Origin of the sequence: Janthinobacterium sp. SUN128, assembly GCF_030587275.1 — a bacterium.
Taxonomy (GTDB): Bacteria; Pseudomonadota; Gammaproteobacteria; order Burkholderiales; family Burkholderiaceae_D; genus Janthinobacterium; species Janthinobacterium lividum.
On sequence record NZ_JAPWHY010000001.1, the window covers coordinates 3,051,709 to 3,076,565 of the forward strand.

Genomic DNA, 24,857 nt, shown 5'->3' on the forward strand with positions numbered 1-24,857 from the left:
CATGCCCGCCCTTCCCGATACGCATGCGCGCCGCATCGAAGGCCGCGGCACGCCGGACGACGTCTGGCTATCCTGGCCTGGGTTGAACGACATCCCCGCCATCAGCGCCCACACACTGGTGCCGCCGGGATCGCGCGCCGTCATCGTCGCACCCCATCCCGACGATGAAATCCTCGCCTGCGGCGGCTTGCTGCAGCTGCTGGCGGCGCAGGGCAGCGAACTGCTGTTCGTCGCCGTCACCGATGGCGACGCCAGCCACCCGGGCTCCCCACTCTGGCCGCAGGAACGCCTTCGCCGCGTGCGTCCGCAGGAATCCGCACAGGCGCTGCAGGTACTGGGGCTGACGTCGCCCGCGTGGCTGCGCCTGCACCTGCCCGATGGCAGTGGAGAAGCCATGACGCCGCAGCTGAGCACGACCCTGGCAGCGCAGCTGCGTCCCGGCGACACGGTGTTTACCACCTGGCGCCTGGATGGCCACCCGGACCATGAAGCCTGTGGCTGGTCCTGCGCTGCGGCGTGCTCGGCCAGCGGCGCCACCCTGGTGGAAATGCCCGTCTGGGGCTGGCACTGGGCCGCGCCCGGCGATGCGCGCGTACCATGGCACCGCGCGCATCGCCTGCCATTGCCGGACCCGATCCTGCAGCGCAAGCGCGCCGCCCTGCGCTGCTTCGCCAGCCAGATGGATGCCGATCCGTCTACCGGCCGTCCCGCCATCGTGGCTGGCGATGCCTTGCAGCGCCTGCTGCACGCCTGCGAAGTGTATTTTCTATGAATGCCTCGTCCATGCCAGACGACCAGCGCGGCAGCTATTTCGAGCAGCTGTACCGCCAGGATGCCGACCCGTGGCTGGTGCGCCAGCGCTGGTACGAGGAACGCAAGCGGGCCCTGCTGCTGGCCAGCCTGCCGCAGCAGCGCTACCGCCACGCGTATGAACCGGGCTGCGGCAACGGCGAATTGACGGTCGAACTGGCACGGCGCTGCGAGCGCCTGCTGGCGGCCGATCTCTCGGCCGAAGCGTTGCGCCTGGCCCGCCAGCGCCTGCAGGACGCGGAACAGGATGCGCATGTCACCCTGGCACAGCACCGGCTGCCGCAGGACTGGCCGCGCATCCCGCCTGGTGCGGGGAAATTCGACCTGATCGTCTTCAGCGAGATCGCCTATTACCTGTCGCCGGAAGAACTGGCGCGCGTGGTCGAACACAGCATCGCCAGCCTGGCGCCGGGCGGCAGCATCGTCGCCTGCCACTGGCGCGCGCCGTTTGCGCAGCGCATCATCTCGACCGTGCGCGTGCATGCGGTCTTCCAGGACGCGCACGGTCTGCACCGGGTGCTGCGCCACGAGGAAACCGACTTCCTGCTGGAGATCTGGTCCAACGATGCGCGCTCGGTGGCGCAACGCGAGGGCTTCGCATGATAGGCGTGGTCGTTCCCGTACATGACGAGGAAGCGTGCCTGGGCGACTGCCTGGCGGCGCTGCGCTTTGCCGCCACCTGCCCGCTGCTGTCTGGCGAAGCCGTCAGCATCGTCATCGTGCTCGATGCCTGCAGCGACCAGTCGCAGCGCATCGTGCTGGCGCACGCCATGCAGGCAGACCTGCGCTGGCACCTCGACTGCATCGCCGTCAATGCCCATAACGTGGGCGCCGCACGCGCCGCCGGCGCACAGCTGCTGCTGCAGCAAGGCGCACGCTGGCTGGCATTTACGGATGCGGACACGCGCGTCTCGCCCTCCTGGCTGAGTACCCAGCTGGGCTTGAACGCCGATGCCGTCTGCGGCACGGTGGCCGTGGACGACTGGTCGCCGCACGGGGCCAACGCCGATGCGCTGCGTGAACACTACGCCCGCACCTACACCGATGCCGACGGCCACCGCCACATCCATGGTGCCAACTTCGGCGTACGCGCCAGTGCCTACCTGCGCGCCGGCGGCTTCGCGCCATTGGCTTGCAGCGAAGACGTGGCCATGGTGGCGGCCCTGCAAGAATCCGGTGCGCACATCGCCTGGAGCGCCGCGCCGCGCGTCACGACCAGTGCCCGCCGCCATGCCAGGGCACGCGGCGGCTTTGGCGACACCTTGCTGCAGGTGGTGGCGGCGATGGAACAGTCCCCGCTCCTCACGCTGACATAGCCAAAAAAATCGCCGGACCGGATGGACTCCGGGCCGGCGATCAGGGCTGGCCTGAAAGCTAACTGATTACTTGAGCGGCATGGCAATGCCGAACATCACCGACTGGCTACGCCCGCTATCCATGTTCAGATTGCTGTTGTAGTCCAGGGTAATGGTCATGCCGTTCGACAGCAGCAGTTTGACGCCCAGCCCCGCCGTCCAGTTGCCCGTCTGCTGCGGCACCGTGCGGATCACGTACACGGGGCCGTCGGCCGCCAGGTCGGCATAGGCCAGGCGCGCATCGTCGGCGCCCTGGAACTGGTGCCGGTACTCGAGCCGCGCCCGCGGGAACCACGTGCCCAGGCCACCCACATAGATGCCCTCGGCCCGCACGCCCAGCGCGCCGATGCGCGAACGCACCGTCTGCTTGAAGTAGCTCAGCGCGTTGATGCCCGCCGCCTTCTCCGTGTACGGATCGAGCTTGGCCGACATCAGTTCCACCCGGCCATACGGCGACCACATCCACGTTTCCTGGCGCATTTCGATGCCGCCCACCAGCGCGCCGAACACTTGCTTGCCGTCGCGTTCACCAGTGGCGAAACCGCTGCCATCGGTGAGGTAGCGCGACGCATCGTATTGCAAGGTACCGTAGCCAAGCACGCCGTCAAGGAAGACGCCCTTGCTCGGACGCAAGCTGCCATACACGGCCGCCACGGCGCTGTCGGCCGTGCTGCGGCTGCCGTTCTGGCCCACGTCGCTGCGGTCATGGCTGAAACCGGCGCCCACGCCCAGGGTCGCCAGGTCGCTGATGCGGTAATCGCCACCCACGCTCACGCCGTTGGTGCGGAAACGGAAGCCCGTGTCACGGCCATTCACATAGTGCTGGCCGAAGTCCACGGCACCACCGAGCCACAGCGCCAGGGCCTGCTTCTGCGTGTCCGGCTTTTGCGGCATATCCGGCAAGCCATTCGTGGCGCCGCTGACATCCACCTGTTGCCGCTCGCTGCTGAAACCGGCATCGGGCTGGCGCAGGGACGCCTTGCGCATAAACGGTTTCACGGCCGTGCCGAACACGCGGTCCGCTTCGTCCGCCTGCCAGCGCGCCAGCGCCGCCGTCGGGTTGCCGCTGTCGTTCGGCGGCGTCAGGCTCAGGCCAAAGCTGGAACGTCCCCAGCCGTCGCCATGCAGGCTTTCCAGGCGCTGCGTGAAATTCGACAGCTGCGCGCTGGCGAAACGCCGCGCCGCATCGGCTTGCGCCGCCTGCAAGCCGATCACTTCCGGATCGACCGACGGATCGCGGCGCGCCGTCACCGTCACGTTGACCACGCCCGGCTTCGAGGTGGCAAAGGCATTGCTCAGGGTGTAGCTGACCACGGCGGCGCCGGCAAACTTGCCCGAGGCCGCAAAGCTCAGCTGGTACGACGGCTTGCCCGCCGTGCCCACGTCGCGCACCACCGCCTTGCCCGCCTCCGCCGGCGCCACGCTCAGCACATTCGCCGCCGTGAACGGACCGCCCGTGGCGCCCGCCGTCAGGTCCACATTGACCGTCAGGCCGGCCACCACCGTGGCGCTCTGGCTGGCCACCTGCGGCATCGGATTGACGGAAATCGTCGACGTCACCGGCGCCGAAGTGCCGAACACGTTCGACACGGTGTAGCCGATGCTGATCTGGCCGCTGGTATTGATGCCCGGCGTGTAGACGATGTCCATGCCATTGACCACTGCCGTGCCACTGGCCGGCTGCGTCGTGATGGCCACGGCCGTGAACGGGCCACCCGTGGCGCCTTGCGTCACGGGCAGGGTCACCGGCGTGCCCGCCAATACCGTGACCGTCTTGGCGACAGGTACCGGCACCGGCTGCGGCGCCACCGTCACACTGACCGTCGCGGGCGCGGACGTGCCGCCCGGCCCGGTCGCCGTGTAGCTGAAGGCGTCAGGACCGAAGTAGTTCGCATTCGGCACATACGTCACCTTGAAGGAGCGGCCGCTGCCGCCCCCCGCCGCGCCGCTCGCCACCACCGTGACGCGCCCATGCTGCGGCGGAGTGACGATGGTCACATCCGTGATCGGGCTGCCATCCGTGGAAGCGATGGTCAGGCTCACCTCCTGGTTGGCCGAGGTGGTCGCCGCTTCATTCGGCACCGGCGGCGGCGCCTGGTTCACCTGCAGGGTCAACGCTTGCTGCACCGTGAACTGGTGCGCGTCCTTCGCTTGCAAGGTGAAGTTGTAGCTGCCCGCCACCGTTGGCGTGCCGCTGACGATGCCGGTCGCCGCATTGAGCACCAGGCCGCTTGGCAAGGCGCCGCCGCTCACGGAGTACGCATACGGCGCGATGCCGCCGGCCGCCGTGAATGTCTGGCTGTAGGCATCGCCGGCACGGATTGCCGCCAGGCTGGCCGGCGTCAGTGTCAGGACCGGTGCCGCCACTGCCAGGGTATAGCTGTTGCTCGCGCTGAATGGCGCGCCCACGCCCGTGCTGCTGTCAGTGACCTTGATGCTGAACGGGAAGCTGCCCGCCACATTCGTCGTGCCGGACAGTACGCCCGTGGCCCCGTTCAGGCTCAGGCCAGCGGGCAAAGTACCCACCACGGCATAGCTGTATGGCGCCGTGCCACCCGTCGCCGAGAGGGTCGCGCTGTAGGCCGCTTCCGCCGTCGGATTGGACAAGGTGGCTGGCGTCAGGCTGACCGTCGCCGAAGACACCACCAGCGTATAGCTTTGCGTGCCGGTGAACTGGTGCGCATCGGCCGCCTGCACGGTCAAGGTAAAACTGCCGGCGGCCGTTGGCGTGCCGCTCAGCAAGCCGCTGCTGCTCAAGGTGAGGCCAGCTGGCAGGCTGCCGCCCGACACCGTGTAGGCATAGGGAGCGACACCGCCGCTGGCCGACAGTGGCTGGCTGTACGCCGTGGCCACTGTCGCCGCCGGCAAGGTGGCTGGCGTGAGCGTGATCGTCGGCGCGCCGACGGTCAAGGTATAACTGCTGGTGGCGCTGAATGGCGCGCCCGCGCCCGTGCTGCTGTCGCTGGCGCGCAGGCTGAAGGTAAAGCTGCCGGTCACATTCGTCGTGCCGGACAGCACGCCCGTGGCCGCATTCAGGCTCAGGCCAGCGGGCAAGGTACCGCTGCTGACGCTGAAGGTGTACGGCGCCGTGCCGCCCGCTGCCGTCAGCGTCGTAGTGTAGACCGCTTCCGCCGTTGGATTCGGCAAGGTGGCCGGCGTCAGGCTGACCGTGGCCGAGGACACCACCAGGGTATAGCTTTGCGTGCCGGTGAACTGGTGCGCATCGGCCGCCTGCACGGTCGCGGTGAAACTGCCGCCCGCCGTTGGGGTACCGCTCAGCAGACCACTGCTGCTCAGCGTCAGGCCCGCAGGCAGGCTGCCAGCCGACACCGTGTAGGCATAGGGAGCGACGCCGCCGCTGGCCGTCAATTGCTGGCTATACGCCGTGGCCACTTTCGGCGCCGCCAGCGAACCTGGCGTCACCGAGATTACGGGGGCAACCACTATCAAGGTATAGCTGTTGCTAGCGCTGAACGGTGCCCCCGCGCCCGTGCTGCTGTCCGCGACCTTGATGCTGACAGGGAAGCTGCCGGCCACATTGGTCGTACCGGACAACACGCCGGTGGCCGCATTCAGGCTCAGGCCGACGGGCAAGGTGCCGCTGGTCACGCTGTAGGTATACGGCGCCGTGCCGCCCGTCGCCGCCAGGGTCGCAGTGTAGGCTGCTTCCGCCGTCGCATTGGGCAGCGCTGCTGGCGTCAGACTAATGTTGGCCGACGACACGTTCAAGGAATAGCTTTGCGTGCCGGTGAACTGGTGCGCATCGGCCGCCCGCACGCTCACGGTGAAATTGCCGGCCGCCGTCGGCGTACCACTGAGCAAACCACTACCGTTCAAAGTGAGACCGGCAGGCAAATTGCCGCTCGACACCGTGTAGGCATATGGAGCGACGCCGCCGGCGGCCGACAGTTGCTGGCTGTACGCCGTGGCCACTGTCGCCGCTGGCAAGGTGCCTGGAGTGACCGAGATTACGGGCGCGGCGACGCTCAAGGTATAGCTGTTGCTGGCGCTGAACGGCGCCCCCGTCCCCGTGCTGCTATCGGTGACCTTGATGGTGATAGAGACGCTGCCAGCCACATTGGTCGTACCGGACAGCACGCCCGTGGCCGCATTCAGGCTCAGGCCCACGGGCAAGGTACCGCTGCTGACGCTGAAGGTGTACGGCGCCGTGCCGCCCGCCGCCGTCAAGGTTGCAGTGTAGGCCGCCTCCGCCGTCGGATTGGCCAGGCTGGCAGGTGTCAGGGTGACAATGGGAGTGCCCACCACCACCGCCACGCTAGCCGACGCTGACGTGCCACTGGTATTCGTGGCCGTATAGGTGAAGCTGTCTGGACCAGCGTAACCTGCCGTCGGCGTATAGCTGATGCTGGTGCCGTTGGCTGTCGCCGTGCCGTGCGCCGCGCCGGTCGCCACCGCGACCGAAGCCGCCGCACCGCCGCTCAAGTTCAGGGGAATCGCGGTGGCGCCACTGCCATACGGCACGTTGACACTGACGTTGCCAGCAATGGGCACAGCAACAGCTACAGTGCCCGAATAATTTATCTGGGCATTGAAGGGAGTACCTGTCCCGGTGCTGCTGTCGGTAGCCGTGACGGTGAAATTGTATGCGCCTGCCGTGGTAGGAGTGCCGGACAGGGTGCCGTTCGCCGCCAGCGTCAAGCCCGCAGGTACGGTGCCGCTGGCGACGAAGCCATACGTGGCCGTCCCGCCAGTGGCGGTGATGCTCTCGTTGAAGGCAACGCCGACCACCATCGCCGACAGGGCTGTCGGCGCGACGACGATCGTCGGCGCCGCCACCGTCAGCGAATAGGCTTGCGAGCCATAATACGGGCCGCTGCCCGTCGAGCTATCCTTGGCACGCACGGTGAAATTGAAGGTGCCGGCCGCCGTCGGCGTGCCCGACAGAATGCCGCCGCTGGACAGACTCACGCCGGCCGGCAAGGTACCGCCGGCAACGATCTCGTAGGTATAGGTATCCTTGCCGCCCGAGGCCGTCACAGTCTGGCTATATGCCGTGCCAACCTTTGCTGCTGCCACGCTGGTCGGTGCCAGCGTCACGGTCGGTGCGCTGACCGTGATCGTCACGGTGGCCGCCGTCGAGGTGCCGACGCCGTTGCTGGCCGTATAGGTAAAGCTGTCGTTGCCGCCGAAACCTGCCGTCGGCGTATAGCTGATGCTGGTGCCGTTGGCTGTCGCCGTGCCGTTCAAGGGAACGCTTGCCACGGCAACCGAGGTCGGCGCTCCGCCGCTCAGGTTCAGGGGGATTACGGTGGCGCCGCTGCCATACGCCACCGTCGCGCTGGTATTGCCGGCAACTGGCGCACCCGGTGCCACCGTGCCGGAATACGTATGCGTACCTGTAAAAGGAGCGCTTGCACCTATGCTGCTGTCGGTAGCCGTGACGGTGAAATTGTACGCGCCTGCCGTGGTAGGCGTGCCGGACAAGGTGCCGTTCGCCGCCAGCGTCAAGCCCGCAGGTACGGTGCCGCTGGCGACGAAGCCATACGTGGCCGTCCCGCCAGTGGCGGTGATGCTCTGGTTGAAGGCAACGCCGACCACCATCGCCGACAGGGCTGTCGGCGCGACGACGATCGTCGGTGCCGCCACCGTCAGCGTATAGGCTTGCGAGCCATAATACGGGCCGCTGCCCGTCGAGCTATCCTTGGCACGCACGGTGAAATTGAAGGTGCCGGCCGCCGTCGGCGTTCCCGACAGAATGCCGCCGCTGGACAGGCTCACGCCGGCAGGCAAGGTACCGCCGGCAAGGATCTCATAGGTATAGGTATCCTTGCCGCCCGAGGCCGTCACGGTCTGGCTATATGCCGTGCCGACCGTTGCTGCTGCCACGCTGGTCGGTGCCAGCGTCACGGTCGGTGGGCTGACCGTGATCGTCACGGTGGCCACCGTCGAGGTGCCGACGCCGTTGCTGGCCGTATAGGTAAAGCTGTCGTTGCCGCCGAAACCTGCCGTCGGCGTATAGCTGATGCTGGTGCCGTTGGCTGTCGCCGTGCCGTTCGAGGGAACGCTTGCCACGGCAACCGAGGTCGGCGCTCCGCCGCTCAGGTTCAGGGGGATTACGGTGGCGCCGCTGCCATACGCCACCGTCGCGCTGGTATTGCCGGCAATTGGTAAGGCCACAAAAGTAAACTGATCCGCCAAACTGGTGACGCTGGTGCCGCCAGCCGTGGTGACCGTCACGTCCACCGTGCCTGCAATGCCCGAGGGTGCCGTCGCCGTGATCTGCGTGGCGTTGTTGAACGTAAAGCCGCTGGCATTGTTGGCGCCAAACTTCACTGCCGTGACGCCGCTGAAATTCAAACCGGTGATGATGACGCTGGTGCCGCCTGCGACGGATCCGGAGCTTGGCGAAATGCCGCTCACCACGGGTACTGCCGCATACGTGAATTTGTCCGCCCCGGCGATGACACTGGTGCCGCCCGCCGTGGTCACGAGCACATCCACCGTGCCCGTACCGGGGGGCGCCGTCGCCGTGATCTGCGAGGCGTTGTTGACCGTGTAACCGGTCGCCGCCACGCCGCCGAAGGTCACCGCTGTCGCGCCGGTCAAGTTCGAGCCGTTGATGGTGACCGTGGTGCCGCCCCCCAAGGGACCCGCCGTCGGCGAAATGCCGCTCACCACAGGTACTGCGGCATACGTGAATTTGTCCGCCGCGACGATGGCGCTGGTGCCGCCGGCCGTGGTCACGCGCACATCCACCGTGCCCGTACCGGGGGGCGCCGTCGCCGTGATCTGCGAAGCGCCGTCGATCGTGTAACCGGTCGCCGCCACGCCGCCGAAGGTCACCGCTGTCGCGCCGGTCAAGTCCGAGCCATTGATGGTGACCGTGGTGCCGCCACCCAAGGGACCCGCTGTCGGCGAAATACTCGTGATCGCTGGCGCCGGAACATAGGTGAACCGGTTTGCCGCATCGGCGATGTTGGTGCCGCCTGGCGTAGTGACGAATACGTTCACGACACCGGTACCGGGTGGCGACGTGGCGGTGATGCTCGTGGCATTGACCACGGTAACGCTGAGGCCATTGTTGCTGCCGAATTTGAGTGCCGTTGCGCCGGTAAAGCCGGTGCCGGTAATGTTGACGGCGGTGCCGCCGCCAAGCGGACCGAGCGCCGGCGAGACCCCCGTGATGGTCGGCGGCGGCTGGGCGTTGATCACCAGGGAATAGCTTCTGGACGTGTTGTATGGTCCGTTGCCGCCCGTGCTGTCCGTCGATTTCATCACAAAGTTGTAGGTGCCCAAGGCACCGGGTGTGCCCGAGAGCAAGCCGCTGCTTGACAGGGTCATGCCCGCCGGCAGGTTGCCCGATTCCACCACATACGCAAAGGGATCGGTACCATTCGCGGTAGACATCTGTTGGCTGTAGGGCACCGACAACCCGCCTGCCGCCAGCACGGTGGGCGTGATGCTCAGGGTGGGCACGGCGATCGACACGGAGTAATTCTTGGTGACGGTCAGTGGCGTGCCTGCGGTCGAGTCGGTCACCTTGATGCCGAACACATAGGCGCCGGTCGCCTTCACGGTGCCGGAAATGACGCCGGTCGACGACACAGTGATGCCAGGAGGCAAAGCGCCAGATACAAGTACGTAGTTGTAAGGCTCGACACCGCCGGTCGACAACATCGCCTGGCTGTACGGCACGCCGATCACGGGTGCCGATATGCTGCCCGGTGTCACGGTGAAGGCAGCCGCAGGGGGCAGCACGGTCACCGTAAAAGTCACCGCCTTGCTGTCCTCATCCCACAGGACAAAGCTGTCGGACAGCGCCCCGTCGCCGTTATTGATGTAGGTCGCAATACCGGTACCGTTGTTGACGAGACCGGTAATCGTGCCGTGCAAGGCCGTCGCGCCATTGTCCGTCAGGCCAAATAAGCTACACGACGACAAATCAACGACGTACGAACCGCCTGATGCGACGGTAAAACTCCTCTGATTGGGAATACATTTCGTGCTCGGATCACCGTTGGCTGCCTGCGCCGGGCCTGCGCCAAGCGCCAGCATCAGCAGGCACAGCGTAACGCAGCAATGCAGGAAACGGCCAAACGCTGGCGCCAGGCCAACCCGGCGAGCCGCTGCCCGCCTACGAGTTCCTGCGATAAAAGCAAGGAACAAAAAATGTGCCGGGCGGGCGACGATATCGTTGCAAATACGCAACATGATTTCTCCAATACAGAGTTTTTTAGACAAAAAGAACCATGGATTCAGGCTGCAAGCGGTCCCTATTCCGGGCTCTTCCATAGAGCCAACAGATGTTGACGCTTGCCATACGACAACGTATGCTACCTCGAGATTTCAATAAAGTAACTATAACAAAAAGGGTTTTTCAAAAAACAATATTGATTGCAAATGGAAAATATTATTCCTTTAGCATTTAATAACATTCCAACCGCGGGAGAACGATGATGGCTGAAGTGTATTTGGGACAAATCATGATGAGCGGATTTGGGTTTGCGCCGCGTGGATTTGCGGCATGTAACGGGCAATTGCTGCCAATTACGCAGAATCAGGCGCTGTTTGCCCTGTTGGGTACCTTTTACGGCGGGAACGGCACGACCAACTTTGCCTTGCCAAACTTGCAAGGCAGCACCCCTGTCGGCTCAGGCAGTTCAGTGGACGGTTCCTGGCAACCCGCCCCCTACCAGGTCGGTGCTCGTAACGGTGCGGAAGCTATCACTTTGACACTGAGTCAGATTCCACCGCATACGCACGCGGCCAATGCGCTGACCACGCCGGGCACCACCAAGAATCCCACCAACACCCTGTATGGCGGCAGCGGCACGGAAGCCATCTATGGCACGGCAGGCCCGCAAGTGCCCTTGAATAACCTGGTACTGGCCCAGACAGGCGGCAGCCTGCCGCATAGCAATATGCAGCCATTCCAGGTACTCAATTTCAGTATCGCCCTGAACGGCGTCTTCCCATCGCGCAACTAACATGCCAGCCACTTCCCACGGAGCAGAGTCATGACTACACCTTATGTCGGCGAGATCCGCCTGTTTTCCTTTCCCCGCATACCGCAAGGCTGGTTTGCCTGCGACGGCAGCCTGAAGTCTATCGCCAATAACGAGGTGCTATATACCCTGCTGGGCACCACCTACGGCGGCGACGGCGTCAATACATTCGGTGTACCCGACCTGCGCGGGCAGGTGCCCTTGCATCAGGGCACCGGCCCTAGCCTCACACCCCGGGCCATGGGACAAAAGGGGGGCAGCGAAACGGTGACCTTGCTGCCGACCCAGATGCCTGCGCATACGCACGTATTCAGTGCGATCAGCACACTGGCGACGATCAACACGCCTGGCACCAGCGCACAGCTGGCGGCCCCGGTCAATAACGACAAGATGTACACGAGCAGCCTGGCTGGCCTCACGACCTATGACATGGCACCCGCAGCAACGGGCACTGCAGGCAGCGGCTTGCCGCATGACAACACCATGCCCACCCTGACCGCCTCGTTTTGCATCGCATGGGCAGGCATTTACCCATCCCAACAATAACAGCCAGCACGCAAGCGCAGCCCATAAAATCGATCAGGAGAACCTACCGTGACATCACCATATCTTGGCGAGATACAAGTCTTTGGCTTCAATTTCACACCCTACGGATGGGCCAGCTGCAATGGCGCCACCCTGCAAATCCGGCAATATACCGCCCTGTTTTCACTAATCGGCACGCAATATGGCGGCGATGGCGTCAACACCTTCCAGTTGCCCAACTTCACAGGACGCGCGCCCTGCAGCCAGGGCCAGGGGCCAGGCTTGACGCAGCGCGTGATGGGCGAAACGTTCGGCAGCAATACTGTCCAGCTGAATATCACGCAGATTCCCAACCACACCCATCAACTGACCTTGAGCCGCCAGACCAATGCCACCCTGCAGCGCAACGTGCCGCAAAATGGTGATGGCCTGACCAGCATCACCGGCACGAACGCATTCGTGCCGGCGACAACGCCGAACACCACCTTGTCGCCACTGACCATCGGCAGCGCGGGTGGCGGCCAGGCACATGAAAATCGCCAGCCCTTGCTGGCGGTAAATTTCTGCATCGCCCTGCAGGGCGAGTTTCCCGCGTTTGATTGAGGCTTGAACGCTCCGGGCAGGCGGCGCCATCGGGCTCCGCCTGCCCCTGCCTGCCCCGCCTCAGCAGCATTCTCAGTTGAACACCGCTTGATACAAGAAGCCGTGGTTGTCACGCGCCACCGGCACCAGGAAGATACCCACCTCGCCAAACGCATCATGCTGCAACTGAAAGATTTTCTGGCTGAAGAGGATGGGGGAACTGTTATGGAATAACAAGCTGAACGGCGCCCGCAACAGGCCTTCCAATGTGGCCGATGGCAACGGGCGCGCTTCCTTCAGGATGAAAGCGCCCCCCCCGTCGCCGACCGAGATAAACGTGTCGTTGACGCGCGCGGCAAAGTGTTCCAGGGTCAATACATTCATCATTGCAGGCATTCCATTTCATGGGCTGTGTGATTGAAACAATGATTTATTCTAATGGAAGCATTGCTGCTTTTACACAGTTTTTGACATGAAAGTCTTCCCCCCCCCTGCACGCGGCAGCAAGGGTCATCCGTCCCGGCCGCCTGTGCAGAGCCTGCCGCACTGCTTTCCTCGCCTACCGCATCGCCTCCTCCAGCCCGGGAGCAAACCCGGCACCGTGCTTGACCTGCGCGGTGGACGCCTTCAGGGTGGCGCCGATGGGCTCGGCGCGGCCAGCCAGGCATTGCCCCAGGAAGTTTTCCGTCACCGCATTGAAGGCGATGTTGTTCACGGGCCGGGCAAAGCCATGGCCCTCGTCGGGGAACAGCACATACGTGACGGGGATGTTCTTGGCCGCCATGGCCGCCACGATCTGGTCCGATTCAGCCACGTTGACGCGCGGGTCGTTCGCGCCCTGGCCGATCAGCAGCGGGCGCTGGATATTCTGCGCAAAGTTCAGCGGCGAACGCTCCTTCAGCAGCGCCTTGCCCTCTTCCGTGGTCGGGTCGCCCATGCGCTTGTAGAACTGCTGCTTGCCCGCTTCCCAATACGGCGGTATGGTTTGCAGCAAGGTAAACAGGTTAGACGGGCCGACGATGTCGACGCCGCAGGCAAATGTCGTCGGCGTGAACGCCATGCCGGCCAGGGTGGCATAACCGCCATACGAGCCGCCCATGATGGCCACCTTGTCGGCCGTGGTCACGCCGCTTTTCACCGCCCATTGCACCGCGTCGAGCAAGTCGTCATGCATCTTGCGGCCCCACTGCAGGTCGCCGGCCGAGATGAATTGCTTGCCGAAGCCCGTCGAGCCGCGGAAGTTCACCGACAGCACGGCGTAGCCGCGGTTGGCCAGCCACTGGTGATAGCCGTTGTAGCCATACGTATCGCGCGCCCACGGGCCGCCGTGCACCAGCAGCACCATCGGCACCGCCTGCGATGGCGTGCCGCCGGCGCTCGCCTTCGATGCTTGCGGCAGGGTCAGATACGACACCAGGTTCAGGCCGTCGCGCGCCTTGATTTGCTGCGGATACATGGGCACCAGCGGTGCGCCTTCCAGTTCCGGACGCGTCACGTACAGCCGCGTGAGCTTCCTGGTCTTGCGTTCGTACAGCCAGCTCGATGGCGGCGCCGTGACGGCATCGACGGCCACCAGCCATTTATCGTCGGCATCCGTGCGCGACGTTACCGTGAACTGGCCCTGGGTACTTTTTTTCAGGAAGGCCAGGTCGGCTTTCAGGTCGTTCGTCAGCGGCAGATACTCCTGCTGCAGAAAATTGACCGTGTAGGCTTGCACGCGGCCCGTGCGCGTGTCGTACAGCGCATCGGCAATATCCGTGCGCGGGTCTTGCGCCACCACCGTGCTCTTGCCGCTGGCTACGTCCTGCGCCAGCAGCGCCGAGGTATTGCGGCCGCGCGAATCGTTCCAGTACAGGGTCTTGCCATCGACCGTGAACGCCAGCGGCGACGTGGTCTGCGCATCTTCCAGGCCCACTTCGGCCAGCGGCGTGCTCTCGACCTTGCCATCGGCCAGGCGGAAATACGTCATGCCGCCATCGGCGCGCGCCTTGCTGGCGATGCGCAAGTTGAGCAGTTCATCGGCGACATAGCCGCCATAGCCATCATTCTGCTGCACCAGGGTCAGCTTGCCGCTGGCCAGGTCCAGGCTGTACACGTCGTGCCAGCGCGCATCGCGGTTATTGATGCCGACGAGGATGCGGTCCTTCACCTTGCTGCTGATCTGGACTATCCGCACGCGGGTCTTCTCGAAAGGCGTGTAGTTGATCTGCTTGCCGCTCGCCACATTCACGCCGTACAGCAGGAAGTTTTCATCGCCGCCCTTGTCCTGGATGAACAGCAGGGTTTTCGAATCGGGCGACCAGAAACTGCTGCGGATGGGCCGCACCTTTTCTTCCGTCAACGGGCGTGCTTGCGCCAGGTCGCTGGCCGGCGCCACCCACACATTGAGCACGCCGTCGCGCGGCGCGATCCACGACAGCCACTTGCCATCCGGGCTGATGCGCCCGCCGGACTTGCTGGGATTGCCAAAAATCTTCGCCCGCTCGATCAGCGGCGTGTCATTGGCAGGGGCTTGGGCGTGCGCCGGCAGGGCGGCGGCAAACAACAGGGCAGGCAGGGCATAACGGATCATGGACACCTCATGGTTGATGAATGAAGGGAAACTTCACACGTGCATGTGCCAGGCCATCATAGGCCAAACGGCTGTTGCCAGGCTGATCACAATGACCAAATCAGAAAACGGGGGAACAGAATGCCTGTAGCGGGGAATGAAATGCCGGAGGCAAGAATTGAGCAAGCGCAAGACGCTGGCACGATGGCGCGACCCGAGCGGACGTAGCACGCTTGCCAATTCTTGCAAAACCATACACTATTTACGTGCAGTAATTCAGCCCTGACATGGAGAGAGCACTCATGAGCACATGTGACCATATCGTCCGAATGGCCGCCTACAATGAAGTAATGAATGAGAAACTGTATAGTGCAGCTGGGCAACTATCTCAGGAGGAGCTCTTTGCCGACCGCAAGGCTTTTTTTGGCTCCCTCTTCGGCACGATGAACCACCTTGTCGTCGCCGATACGATCTGGCTCAAGCGTTTCTGCGGACATCCGGCACGCCAGCCGGCGCTCGACGCCATCCGCGCGGCGGCCGCTCCGGCGGCGCTGAACCAGCCGCAGGCCGAAGACCTGACGGGCCTGCTCAAGCTGCGCCATACGCTGGACCAGACCATACAGCGCTGGGCCGCCGACCTGACGCCAGACGACCTGGAACAGCCGCTCGGCTACGCCAACATGAAAGGCATGGTGTCGCGCAAACGCTATTCGAGCCTGATCATGCATTTTTTCAATCATCAGACGCATCACCGGGGCCAGGCCACCACCCTCCTGTCGCAAAGCAGCATCGACATCGGCGCCACCGACCTGCTGATGCTGATTCCCAACGAAGACTGACGAGCGCAGTGTTCGTTTGCTCGCAGAATTGACCCACTCTGTTTGACCCGCCTTCCACTGCTTGGCAAACGCTGCCACGCGGTCGTATGACCCTACGTAGCCCAGCTCTTTCAGGTCTTCATGGATCTGCTTCAAATTGCGCCGCTGCTTACGCGGCTTAGTCGTCTCGGCCTTGAGCCACCCGAATAGCTGCACCGAGTATTTGTCTAATCCGCTAATTGATCGCCGCTCCGCATAGGAGGGCTCAGTGTCTAGCTGGAAAATACACGAAATCTCACTCGCCGGTGACATGAACCAGGATGCGCCGAAAGGCTGGACTCCACGAGGACTTAAAAGAGTTGGGGTTCGATGGGGGGCTTACGACAGGGTCGCGGCGTTCGCGAGGACATGAAGGGGCGTCAAGTAGGCCTGGTCAATTCGGCCAGCAAACAAACATGCTCAGGCCTGGGAAAGAATCGTCAGGAGGAAAAACCTGTTTCAATCCATGCCAAATGATTGCAAACAAGCCCATGTTTTCGTAGGGGTAAATGCAGGGATAAAAACTCTCACCAAAGAAAAAGGCCACTCCGAAGAGTGGCCTAAGTCCTTGAATCTAATGGTCGGGGCGAGAAGATTCGAACTTCCGACCCCATGCACCCCATGCATGTACGCTACCAGGCTGCGCTACGCCCCGACGAGGTGGGAATTATAACAGAGCCTTTTAGGTTTTTGCCATGCTTTGCGCGTGATTCATATCGAACTGCACAAACTTTTTTGCATGGCCCTGGCAAGCGGCCTATTCGTTCAGCAGCAGCGCCGTCAGGACGATGCGGAAGCCCGCGATCAACGGCTCGACTTTCACGTCCGGATTGTGAATGAGGCGCACGGGCAAGCCCTGGTAAATGGCGACGAGGGCATTCAGGCGGCCTTCCAGCATCTCTTCATCGGCCGGCAAGCCGCGCTTGATGCGCGCATCGCGGATGATGGAGAGAAACAACTGGCGCGAACGCTGGTCCGAGCATTGCAGCATTTCCGCGATCACCGGATTGCGTGAGGCTTCCGCAAAAATTTCCAGCGGCATCATCCACGTTTTCGGGTCCAGCGCTTCGAGCACATGCTCGCCCGCATTGTCGATCACGGCCTGCAGCGGGTCTTCGCGCTGCGCCAGGTCCTGCATCAGATTCGACACCCGCTCCGTATTCTGCATGACGAAGGCGGCGATGATCGCATCCTTGCTGTCAAAATAATTATAGATGTGGCCCGCGCTCATGCCGGCCGCTTTCGAGATCTCGGCCATGCTGGCGCCGTGGAAGCCGCGGCGGCTGAAACAGCTTTCGGCCGCATCGAGCACCTGCTTGCGCCGCGTGTTGGCGCGCTCGGGATCCGGATGCTTCTTTTCAACTTGGTTCATGATTTTCCAGTAGCGCGCCGGCCCTGCCCTTGCGGGCAAGGCCGGCGTCGGCGTCCCCGTGATTATTGGGCGCCGCCAGCCGCCGCGACGGCTGTCTGCTCAGGCTGCCAACCGCCGCCCAGCACCTTGTACAAGGTCACCAGGTTGGTCGATTTGGCCAGGCGCGCCGTGATCAGGCTCTGCTGCGCCGTGTACAGCGCGCGCTGGGCCACCAGGGCGTTCAGGTAGGACTCGGCGCCCTGCTTGTAGCGCGCGTCGTGGATGGTGTAGCTCTTCGTCGACGCCTCGACCAGCGAGACCTGCGATTGCAGGCGCTCGTCGATGGTGCCGCGCTGGGCCAGCGCATCGGACACTTCACGGAAGGCGACCTGGATCGCCTTTTCGTATTGCGCCACGGAGATTTCACGCTGCACCTTGGCGATATCGAGGTTGGCGCGGTTCACGCCGCCATCGAAGATCGGCAAGCTGATCTGCGGAATGAAGCTCCACGTGCCGCTGCCCGCCTTGAACAGGCCCGACAGGTTGTCGCTCAGCGAACCGGCCGTGGCCGTCAGCGAAATGCGCGGGAAGAAGGCCGCGCGCGCCGCGCCGATGTTGGCATTGGCCGCGCGCAAGGTGCGCTCGGCCGCCAGCACGTCGGGACGGCGTTGCAGCACGTCCGACGGCACGCCGGACGGAATGTCCGCCAGGGCCGTGACGGCGCCGAACTCGCCTTGCGGCAGCAGGTCGGCCGGCACGGGGCCGCCCACCAGCAAGACCAGCGCGTTCTGATCCAGCGCAACCTGGCTCGTGTAGACAGCCACGTCGGAACGGGCCGACTCGACGCTGGTCTGGGCATCGTACTTGTCCAGGCCGGAAGTGGCGCCGGCACTGAAGCGGCGCACGGCCAGGTCATACGACGACTGCTGGCTCTTCAAGGTATCTTGCGCCACGCGCAGGCGCTGCTGGTCGGCCACCAGGTTCAGATAGGTGCTGGCCACTTCGGCCACCAGGCTGATCTGCTGTGCACGGCGTGCTTCTTCCGTGCCCAGGTATTGTTCCAGCGCACTGTCGGACAGGCTGCGCACGCGGCCGAAGAAGTCCAGCTCGTACGCCGACACGCCCAAGTTCGCCGTGTACTGGCGGTTGATGGACGCTTCGCCGTTGGCGCTGGCGTTCTTCGGCACGCGGCTGGCCGACTGGCCGCCGGACGCCGACAGGGTCGGGATCAGCGCGGCGCGTTCGATGCCGTAGGTGGCGCGCGCCTTCTCGATGTTGAGGATCGAGACGCGCAGGTCGCGGTTGTTGGCCAGCGCCAGTTCCAGTACCTGGCGCAGGCGCGCATCGGCAAAGAACTCGCGCCAGGCGACGTCCGCCACCGGCTTGGCGTCGGCGGCGGCCGTGTCGGCCTTGTAGGAAGGACCGGTCGGCCAGCTTGTGGGCGCCGGCGCTGCCGGACGCTCATACGTAGGGGCCAGGCTGCAACCGGCCAGCAAGGCCAGTGCCGCCATGGAGAGTAGCGATTTTTTCATATTAATGTGCATCCTTGGAAAGCGTGACGGCTGGCGAACCAGGCGTCGCCGGCGTGGTTGGCGCGTCCGGCTTCGAGAAGAAGCCGCGCACCAGCACGAAGAACACCGGCACGAAGAAGATACCGAGGAACGTGGCCGTCAACATACCGCCCAGCACGCCGATACCGATGGCGTTCTGGCTGCCGGAACCGGCTCCGCTGGAAATGGCCAGTGGCAACACGCCCAGACCGAAGGCAATCGAGGTCATCAGGATCGGACGCAGACGCAGACGCACCGCATGCAAGGTCGCGTCCAGCAGCGACATGCCCGATTCCTGCATTTCCTTGGCAAACTCAACGATCAGAATCGCATTCTTCGCCGACAGGCCCACCACCGTGAGCAAGCCCACCTGGAAGTACACGTCGTTCGACAGGCCGAACATCCACGTACCGAGCACGGCGCCGATCACGCCCAGCGGTACCACCAGCAGCACGGAGAATGGAATCGACCAGCTTTCATACAGCGCGGCCAGGCACAGGAAGACGATCAGCAGGGACAGCGCGTACAGCTGCGGCGTCTGCGAACCGGATTCGCGCTCTTCCAGCGACACGCCGGTCCAGCTGAAGCCGATGCCAGGCGGCAGCTTGGCCACCATTTCTTCCATCGCGTTCATGGCGGCACCCGTGCTTTGGCCCGGCGCCGGCGTACCCAGGATCTCTACCGACGGCAAGCCGTTGTAGCGTTCCAGGCGTGGCGACGCGTAAATCCACTTGCCGGTGGCGAAGGCCGAGAACGGCACCATCTGGCCAGCGGTATTGCGCACGAACCACTTGTTCAAGTCTTCCGGCAGCATGCGCGAACTGGCGTCACCCTGGATGAACACTTTCTTCACGCGGCCACGGTCGAGGAAGTCGTTCACATACGAACTACCCCAGCCGACGCTCAGCACGCGGTTGATTTCCGATATCTGCAAGCCCAGCGCCGTTGCCTTCTGCTGGTCGATTTCGATCTTGTACTGCGGCGTATCTTCCTGGCCGTTCGGGCGCACGCCGACCATGGCCGGATTCTGCGACGCCATGCCCAGCAACTGGTTACGCGCCGCCATCAGGGCGTCATGGCCGACACCGCCGATATCCTGCAGCTGCATGTCGAAACCGGTGGCGTTACCCAGCTCCAGCACGGCAGGCGGTGCAAACGTAAACACCATCGCATCCTTGATCTGCAACAACTTGCCCATGGCGCGGCCCGCCACTGCCGGCGCTTTTTGCGCCACGTCCTTGCGCAGCGACCAGTCTTTCAGGCGCACGAAGGCGATACCCGTATTCTGGCCGTTACCGCCGAAGCTGAAACCGGCCACGGCAAACACGGAAGCGACGTTATCTTTCTCGCTGTTCATGAAGTGGTCTTCGACCTGTTCGATCACTTTCAGGGTGCGCTCTTGCGTGGCGCCCGTCGGCAATTGAATCTGCGTAAACAGGATGCCCTGGTCTTCTTCCGGCAGGAACGACGTTGGCAAGCGCATGAAGATGAACACCAGGCCGGCCAGCAACAGCACATACAGCAGCATCGAGCGCGCGCGGTGCGTGATCATGGCGCCAACCATGCCCTGGTACTTGTTACTGCTGCTATCGAAGCTGCGGTTGAACCAGCCGAAGAAACCCTTGTTGGTCGCGTGATGGCCCTTTTCGACCGGTTTCAGCAAGGTGGCGCACAAGGCTGGCGTAAACACCAGCGCGACAACGACGGACAGCACCATCGACGAGACGATCGTGATCGAGAACTGGCGGTAAATCACGCCCGTCGAACCGCCAAAGAAGGCCATCGGCACGAACACGGCCGACAGCACCATGGCGATACCGACCAGCGCGCCCGTGATCTGCGTCATGGACTTGCGCGTCGCTTCCAGCGGCGACAAGCCCTCTTCGCTCATCACGCGCTCGACGTTTTCCACCACCACGATCGCATCATCGACCAGCAAGCCGATGGCCAGCACCATGGCGAACATGGTGAGGGTATTGATCGAGTAACCGAATGCATTCAGGATGCCGAAGGTACCCAGCAGCACGACCGGCACGGCCATGGTCGGGATCAGGGTAGCGCGGAAGTTCTGCAGGAACAGATACATCACCAGGAAGACCAGGATCACCGCTTCGACCAGGGTTTTGACCACTTCTTCGATGGACAGTTTCACGAACGGGGTCGTGTCGAACGCCACCTGGTAGCTCATGCCTTCAGGGAATTGCTTGCTCAGGTTGCCCAGCATGGCTTTCGCCGCATTGGCCGTATCGAGCGCGTTGGCGCCCGTCGCCAGCTTGATCGCCACGCCGGTTGCCGCATGGCCGTTGTAGCGGGCCACGGTGTTGTAGTTCTCGCGGCCCAGCTCCATGGTGGCCACATCCTTCAGGTGCACCATGGCGCCGTCGGTCGTGGTTTTCAGCAAGATGGCACCGAACTGCTCCACCGTTTGCAAACGGCTTTGCGCCGACACGGTAGCGTTCAGCTGCTGGCCCTTGATGGACGGCGTGCCGCCCAGTTCACCGGCAGACACTTCCGCATTCTGCGCCTGCACGGCCGTGATCACGTCCGCCGGGGTCAGGTTGAAACTTTGCAGCTTGGCCGGATTGAGCCAGATACGCATGGCGTACTGCGAACCGAACAGCGTCACATCGCCCACGCCGGCAACACGGCTCAATGGGTCGACGACGTTGGCGGCCACATAGTCGCTCAAGTCGGTCTGGTCCATCTTGCCGTTTTCGGAAATGAAGCCGAACACCATCAGGAAGTTCTTGGTGGCCTTCGACACGACGAGACCCTGTTGCGTGACAGCCGTCGGCAGCAGTGGCGTGGCCAGCTGCAGCTTGTTCTGTACCTGCACCTGGGCGATGTCGGGATTGGTGCCGCTGGTAAACGTCAGCGTAATGCTGATGCCGCCAGTGGCGTCGCTCGACGAAGCCATGTAGCGCAAGCCGTCGATACCCTTCATCTTTTGTTCGATGACCTGGGTGACGGCGTCTTCCACGGTCTTGGCGGAGGCGCCAGGATAGGAGCCGCTGATCGAAATCGACGGCGGAGCAATACTCGGGTACTGCGCGATCGGCAGGCTGAGGATCGAAATCACGCCGGCAAGCATGATGACGATCGCGACCACCCAGGCAAAAATCGGGCGGTCAATGAAAAAACGGGCCATTAATATTCTCCTGAATTAGTGGGCGCTGGCAGCCGATGCTGCGGCAGAGGCGGCAGCGGCAGGCGCGGCAGGCGCCTTGGCCGGCACGGCAACGGCTGGTGCGCCTGGCTTGACTTTTTGCAAGCCTTCCACGATCACGCGATCGCCTGCGGCCAGGCCGGACGTCACCAGCCAGTCGTTGCCGACCGTACCGCTGGTGGTCAGCACGCGTTGCTCGACCTTGTTTTCCTTGTTCAGGATCAGGGCCGTTGCCTGGCCCTTCTGGTTGCGCGTCACGCCCACTTGCGGCACGGTGATGGCTTTTTCATCGACGCCCGTTTCCAGCTGGGCACGTACGTACATGCCTGGCAGCAATTCGCCTTTCGGGTTCGGGAACAGCGCGCGCAAGACCACGTTGCCGGTGGTCGGATCGACCGTCACGCCAGCGAACTGCAGCTTGCCCGGTTCGCTGTACTTGCTGCCATCCGGCAAGATCAGATCGACCTTGGCCTGGCCTTCGCCCACTTTTTTCAGCGAACCGTCGGCCATCTGGCGCTTCAGGCGCAGCAGATCCGTGCTCGACTGTGTCACGTCGACATAGATCGGATCGAGTTGCTGCACGGTGGTCAGGGCTTCCGCCTGGCCCGCCGTGACCAGCGCGCCGGCCGTCACGGTCGAGCGGCTGGTGCGGCCGCTGATCGGCGCCGTCACGGTGCTGTATTTCAGGTTGATATTCGCCGATTCCAGCGCCGCTGTGGCGGACTCGACGTCTGCCTTGGCTTGCTCGAACGCCGCGACGGCGTCATCGTATTCCTGGCGGCTCACGCCTTCGATGGCGACCAGTTCCTTGTAGCGCGACGCTTTCGGACCAGCCGTCAGCAGATTGGCCTTAGCTTTCGACAAGGCCGCCTTGGCCGAATTGTAGGCCGCCTGGTAGGTGGCGGAATCGATCTGGTACAGGGCCGTGCCTGCTTTCACATCGCTGCCTTCGACGAACAGGCGCTTCTGGATCAAACCACCGACTTGCGGGCGCACATCGGCGACCTGGTAGGCATTCGTGCGGCCGGGCAGTTCGGCGCTCATCGGCAACGCGGCCGGATTAACAGTAAACACGACCACCTGTGGCGCTTGCTGCGCGTGAGGTGCTTCCTGTTTTTTACTGCAGCCGGCCATGATTACAGTGGCGCACAGAACGGCAATAGCGCCGCTCGTACGCGGCGACGTCAGGGAAAAAGTTGGTTGCATCTTGGACTTTCTGAAAAAGAAGCTGGCTAGTGTCGTTAGAAATGACTAAATTTATTAACGCAGATCAAAGAATGAACGATCATTCTAAAATCGTCAAGCATCGTTACAATTGAAACATAGTAACTATCAAGCGAATTAAATTATCAATGATGCAATAAAATGAGGACAGCGACAGCGTCTGCACGTCAGCCAATTGGAACAGGGAGCTGGCGGACGGCGGCAAAACGGCAATGCGGGAAAGTTGGATTGAATTAATACTGTAGCAGGGTAATGCGTTTTTTGCTGAAGCCTTGATCGCGCGCGCAACACTGCCCCACGCGCGGCCGCCGGCCGCCATGAATATTTACCAATGGTATCGAAAAGACATGCCGCGGCGAACGCGCTAGTATAGTCTCCACAGCGTGGCAAAGCGGGGGCGCAACGATGACATCACAGGCGCGAAAAACACGGCGGCAGGATGGCGCCAGCGGCCCGGACAAGCCGCCACTGCTGTCGACCGGCGTCGACGGCCTCGATGCCATCCTCTCGGGCGGCTTGCTGGCCGAGCGCCTGTATCTGGTCGAAGGCGTTCCCGGCACGGGCAAGACCACCCTGGCGCTGCAATTTCTGGCCGAAGGCGCGCGCAGCGGCGTGCCCGTGCTGTATATCGCCCTGGCGGAATCCGAAATCGAACTGCGCGCCGCAGCCCTGTCGCATGGCTGGGACCTGGCCGGCATCGCCATCGAAGAAGTGGCGCCCAACGACGACATCCTCGACCCCGAGCGCCAGTACACCATCTTCCACCCGTCGGAAATCGAACTGGCATCGACCAACCAGCGCATCCTCGCCGCCATCGAAAAGCACCGCCCTGCCCGCCTGGTGCTCGACTCGCTGTCCGAACTGCAACTACTGGCGGAAAATCCCCTGCGCTACCGGCGCCAGGTCGTGGCATTGAAACAATACCTGGCCAGCCGGCACTGCACCACCCTGCTGATCGATGACCGTTCCGCAGTGGACGACGGCTTGCAAGTGCGTAGCGTGGCCCACTGCGTCATTTCCCTGGAGCTGCAAAACCAGGATTATGGCAATGACCGGCGCCGCGTGCGGGTGGTGAAATACCGGGGCGTGCCGTTTCGCAGCGGCACCCACGACTACAAGATCGCCCATGGCGGCCTGCTCGTCTTTCCGCGCCTGGTGGCGGCCGACACGCGCCGCGATGGCGACCATCGGCGCCTGTCGAGCGGCGTGCCCGAACTCGACACCATGATAGGGGGCGGCCTGGAAGAAGGCATGAGCACGCTCATTTCCGGCCCGGCCGGCAGCGGCAAGTCCACCCTGGCGGCGCAATTCGTGCACGCGGCCACGGCGCGCGGCGAACCGTGCGCCATGTTCCTGTTCGAGGAAGCGCGCAGCAAGCTGCTGAACCGGGCCGACAACGTGGGCATGCGTCTGCAGGCGGCGCTCGACTCCGGCCTGCTGAGCGCACAGCAGATCGATCCGGCCGAGCTGACCCCGGGAGAGTTCGCCCAGGCCGTGGTCGACGCGGCAGAACGGGGCGCCCGGGTCATCGTCATCGATAGCCTGAACGGCTACATGCACGCGGTGCCCGACGAGCGCTTCCAGAGCACCTACCTGCATGAACTGCTCAATTACCTGGGCCAGCGCGGCGTGGCCACCCTGCTCGTCGGTGTGCAACAAAACATGCTGGGCACCGCAATGACGACCTCGGCCGACGCCAGCTACCTGGCCGACGGCGTCATCATGCTGCGCTATTACGAAACGGAAGGCGAGGTGCGGCAAGCCATTTCCGTCTTCAAGAAGCGCGGCAGCGCGCACGAGCGCAGCATCCGCCGCTTCGAGATCAGCCCGCAGGGCATCCGCATCGGCCCGGCCCTGGCCGGCTTTCACGGCATCCTGTCCGGTTTGCCCACCGTCGGCGGCACGCCCTTCCCCTAGGAA

General features: G+C 63.5%; 15 protein-coding genes, 1 tRNA gene and 1 pseudogene. 9 read left to right on the top strand and 8 right to left on the bottom strand.

Going from position 1 to position 24,857, the window contains the following annotated elements; translation table 11 throughout:
- Position 1 precedes the first annotated feature (1 nt).
- The 3 genes from O3297_RS13875 to O3297_RS13885 are packed head-to-tail and all read left to right on the top strand — an operon-like array spanning position 2 to position 2,126.
- A complete protein-coding gene (locus O3297_RS13875) occupies positions 2-772 on the top strand; it encodes a PIG-L deacetylase family protein (RefSeq protein WP_305048938.1) in 771 nt (256 codons plus the stop codon).
- A gap of 11 nt (positions 773-783) precedes the next feature.
- Positions 784-1,413 carry a class I SAM-dependent methyltransferase gene (locus O3297_RS13880; protein ID WP_070254110.1) on the top strand — a complete coding sequence of 210 codons (630 nt, stop codon included), beginning with the start codon at positions 784-786 and terminating at the stop codon, positions 1,411-1,413.
- Positions 1,410-2,126, top strand: coding sequence for a glycosyltransferase family 2 protein (locus O3297_RS13885; protein ID WP_305048939.1), 717 nt, complete (start codon positions 1,410-1,412; stop codon positions 2,124-2,126). Before O3297_RS13880 ends, O3297_RS13885 begins: the two co-directional genes overlap by 4 nt.
- Before the next feature lie 66 nt (positions 2,127-2,192).
- Here O3297_RS13885 and O3297_RS13890 read toward each other — a convergent pair whose 3' ends face one another.
- On the bottom strand, positions 2,193-10,019 hold the full coding sequence (locus O3297_RS13890) for a putative Ig domain-containing protein (protein WP_305048940.1): 7,827 nt from the start codon (positions 10,017-10,019) through the stop codon (positions 2,193-2,195).
- A gap of 593 nt (positions 10,020-10,612) precedes the next feature.
- Here O3297_RS13890 and O3297_RS13895 point away from each other — a divergent pair.
- The 4 genes and pseudogenes from O3297_RS13895 to O3297_RS13910 form a co-directional block, all read left to right on the top strand.
- A pseudogene (locus tag O3297_RS13895) lies at positions 10,613-10,759 on the top strand (phage tail protein); the annotation flags it as partial.
- A gap of 96 nt (positions 10,760-10,855) precedes the next feature.
- Positions 10,856-11,113: a phage tail protein gene (locus tag O3297_RS13900; RefSeq protein ID WP_225317486.1), complete on the top strand. Its 258-nt coding sequence runs from the start codon at positions 10,856-10,858 to the stop codon at positions 11,111-11,113.
- Between the two features lie 30 nt (positions 11,114-11,143).
- Positions 11,144-11,677: a phage tail protein gene (locus O3297_RS13905; protein WP_151096587.1), complete on the top strand. Its 534-nt coding sequence runs from the start codon at positions 11,144-11,146 to the stop codon at positions 11,675-11,677.
- Between the two features lie 48 nt (positions 11,678-11,725).
- Complete coding sequence (locus O3297_RS13910) at positions 11,726-12,259, top strand: phage tail protein (protein ID WP_305048941.1); 534 nt, start codon at positions 11,726-11,728, stop codon at positions 12,257-12,259.
- Positions 12,260-12,331: 72 nt separating this feature from the next.
- On the opposite strand, the gene O3297_RS13915 is transcribed toward O3297_RS13910, so the two are convergent.
- Together O3297_RS13915 and O3297_RS13920 are read right to left on the bottom strand one after the other, a co-directional pair.
- Positions 12,332-12,625: a hypothetical protein gene (locus O3297_RS13915; protein ID WP_305048942.1), complete on the bottom strand. Its 294-nt coding sequence runs from the start codon at positions 12,623-12,625 to the stop codon at positions 12,332-12,334.
- Between the two features lie 172 nt (positions 12,626-12,797).
- Positions 12,798-14,810, bottom strand: a complete 2,013-nt coding sequence (locus O3297_RS13920; RefSeq protein ID WP_305048943.1) for a S9 family peptidase — start codon at positions 14,808-14,810, stop codon at positions 12,798-12,800.
- Between the two features lie 308 nt (positions 14,811-15,118).
- Here O3297_RS13920 and O3297_RS13925 point away from each other — a divergent pair, with 308 nt between their 5' ends.
- Positions 15,119-15,628 carry a DinB family protein gene (locus O3297_RS13925; protein ID WP_370385429.1) on the top strand — a complete coding sequence of 170 codons (510 nt, stop codon included), beginning with the start codon at positions 15,119-15,121 and terminating at the stop codon, positions 15,626-15,628.
- Positions 15,629-16,224: 596 nt separating this feature from the next.
- Here the strand turns inward: O3297_RS13925 and O3297_RS13935 are convergent.
- The 5 genes from O3297_RS13935 to O3297_RS13955 all read right to left on the bottom strand — a co-directional run bounded on the left by O3297_RS13935 (position 16,225) and on the right by O3297_RS13955 (position 22,919).
- Positions 16,225-16,301: transfer RNA gene (locus O3297_RS13935), tRNA-Pro, on the bottom strand.
- A 102-nt stretch (positions 16,302-16,403) separates the two neighbouring features.
- Positions 16,404-17,018, bottom strand: a complete 615-nt coding sequence (locus O3297_RS13940; RefSeq protein WP_070282345.1) for a TetR/AcrR family transcriptional regulator — start codon at positions 17,016-17,018, stop codon at positions 16,404-16,406.
- Between the two features lie 62 nt (positions 17,019-17,080).
- The gene (gene adeC / locus O3297_RS13945; RefSeq protein ID WP_305048945.1) at positions 17,081-18,529 is read right to left on the bottom strand and encodes an AdeC/AdeK/OprM family multidrug efflux complex outer membrane factor; all 1,449 of its coding nucleotides are present in this window, start codon (positions 18,527-18,529) and stop codon (positions 17,081-17,083) included.
- Between the two features lies 1 nt (position 18,530).
- Entirely contained in the window at positions 18,531-21,695 is a 3,165-nt protein-coding gene (locus tag O3297_RS13950; RefSeq protein WP_305048946.1) for an efflux RND transporter permease subunit, read from the bottom strand.
- 15 nt (positions 21,696-21,710) lie between these two features.
- On the bottom strand, positions 21,711-22,919 hold the full coding sequence (locus O3297_RS13955; protein ID WP_052140403.1) for an efflux RND transporter periplasmic adaptor subunit: 1,209 nt from the start codon (positions 22,917-22,919) through the stop codon (positions 21,711-21,713).
- A 423-nt stretch (positions 22,920-23,342) separates the two neighbouring features.
- Here O3297_RS13955 and O3297_RS13960 point away from each other — a divergent pair, with 423 nt between their 5' ends.
- Positions 23,343-24,854 (top strand): ATPase domain-containing protein, encoded by a 1,512-nt coding sequence (locus tag O3297_RS13960; RefSeq protein WP_305048947.1) that lies wholly within the window; start codon positions 23,343-23,345, stop codon positions 24,852-24,854.
- The last annotated feature ends 3 nt before the right edge of the window (positions 24,855-24,857 follow it).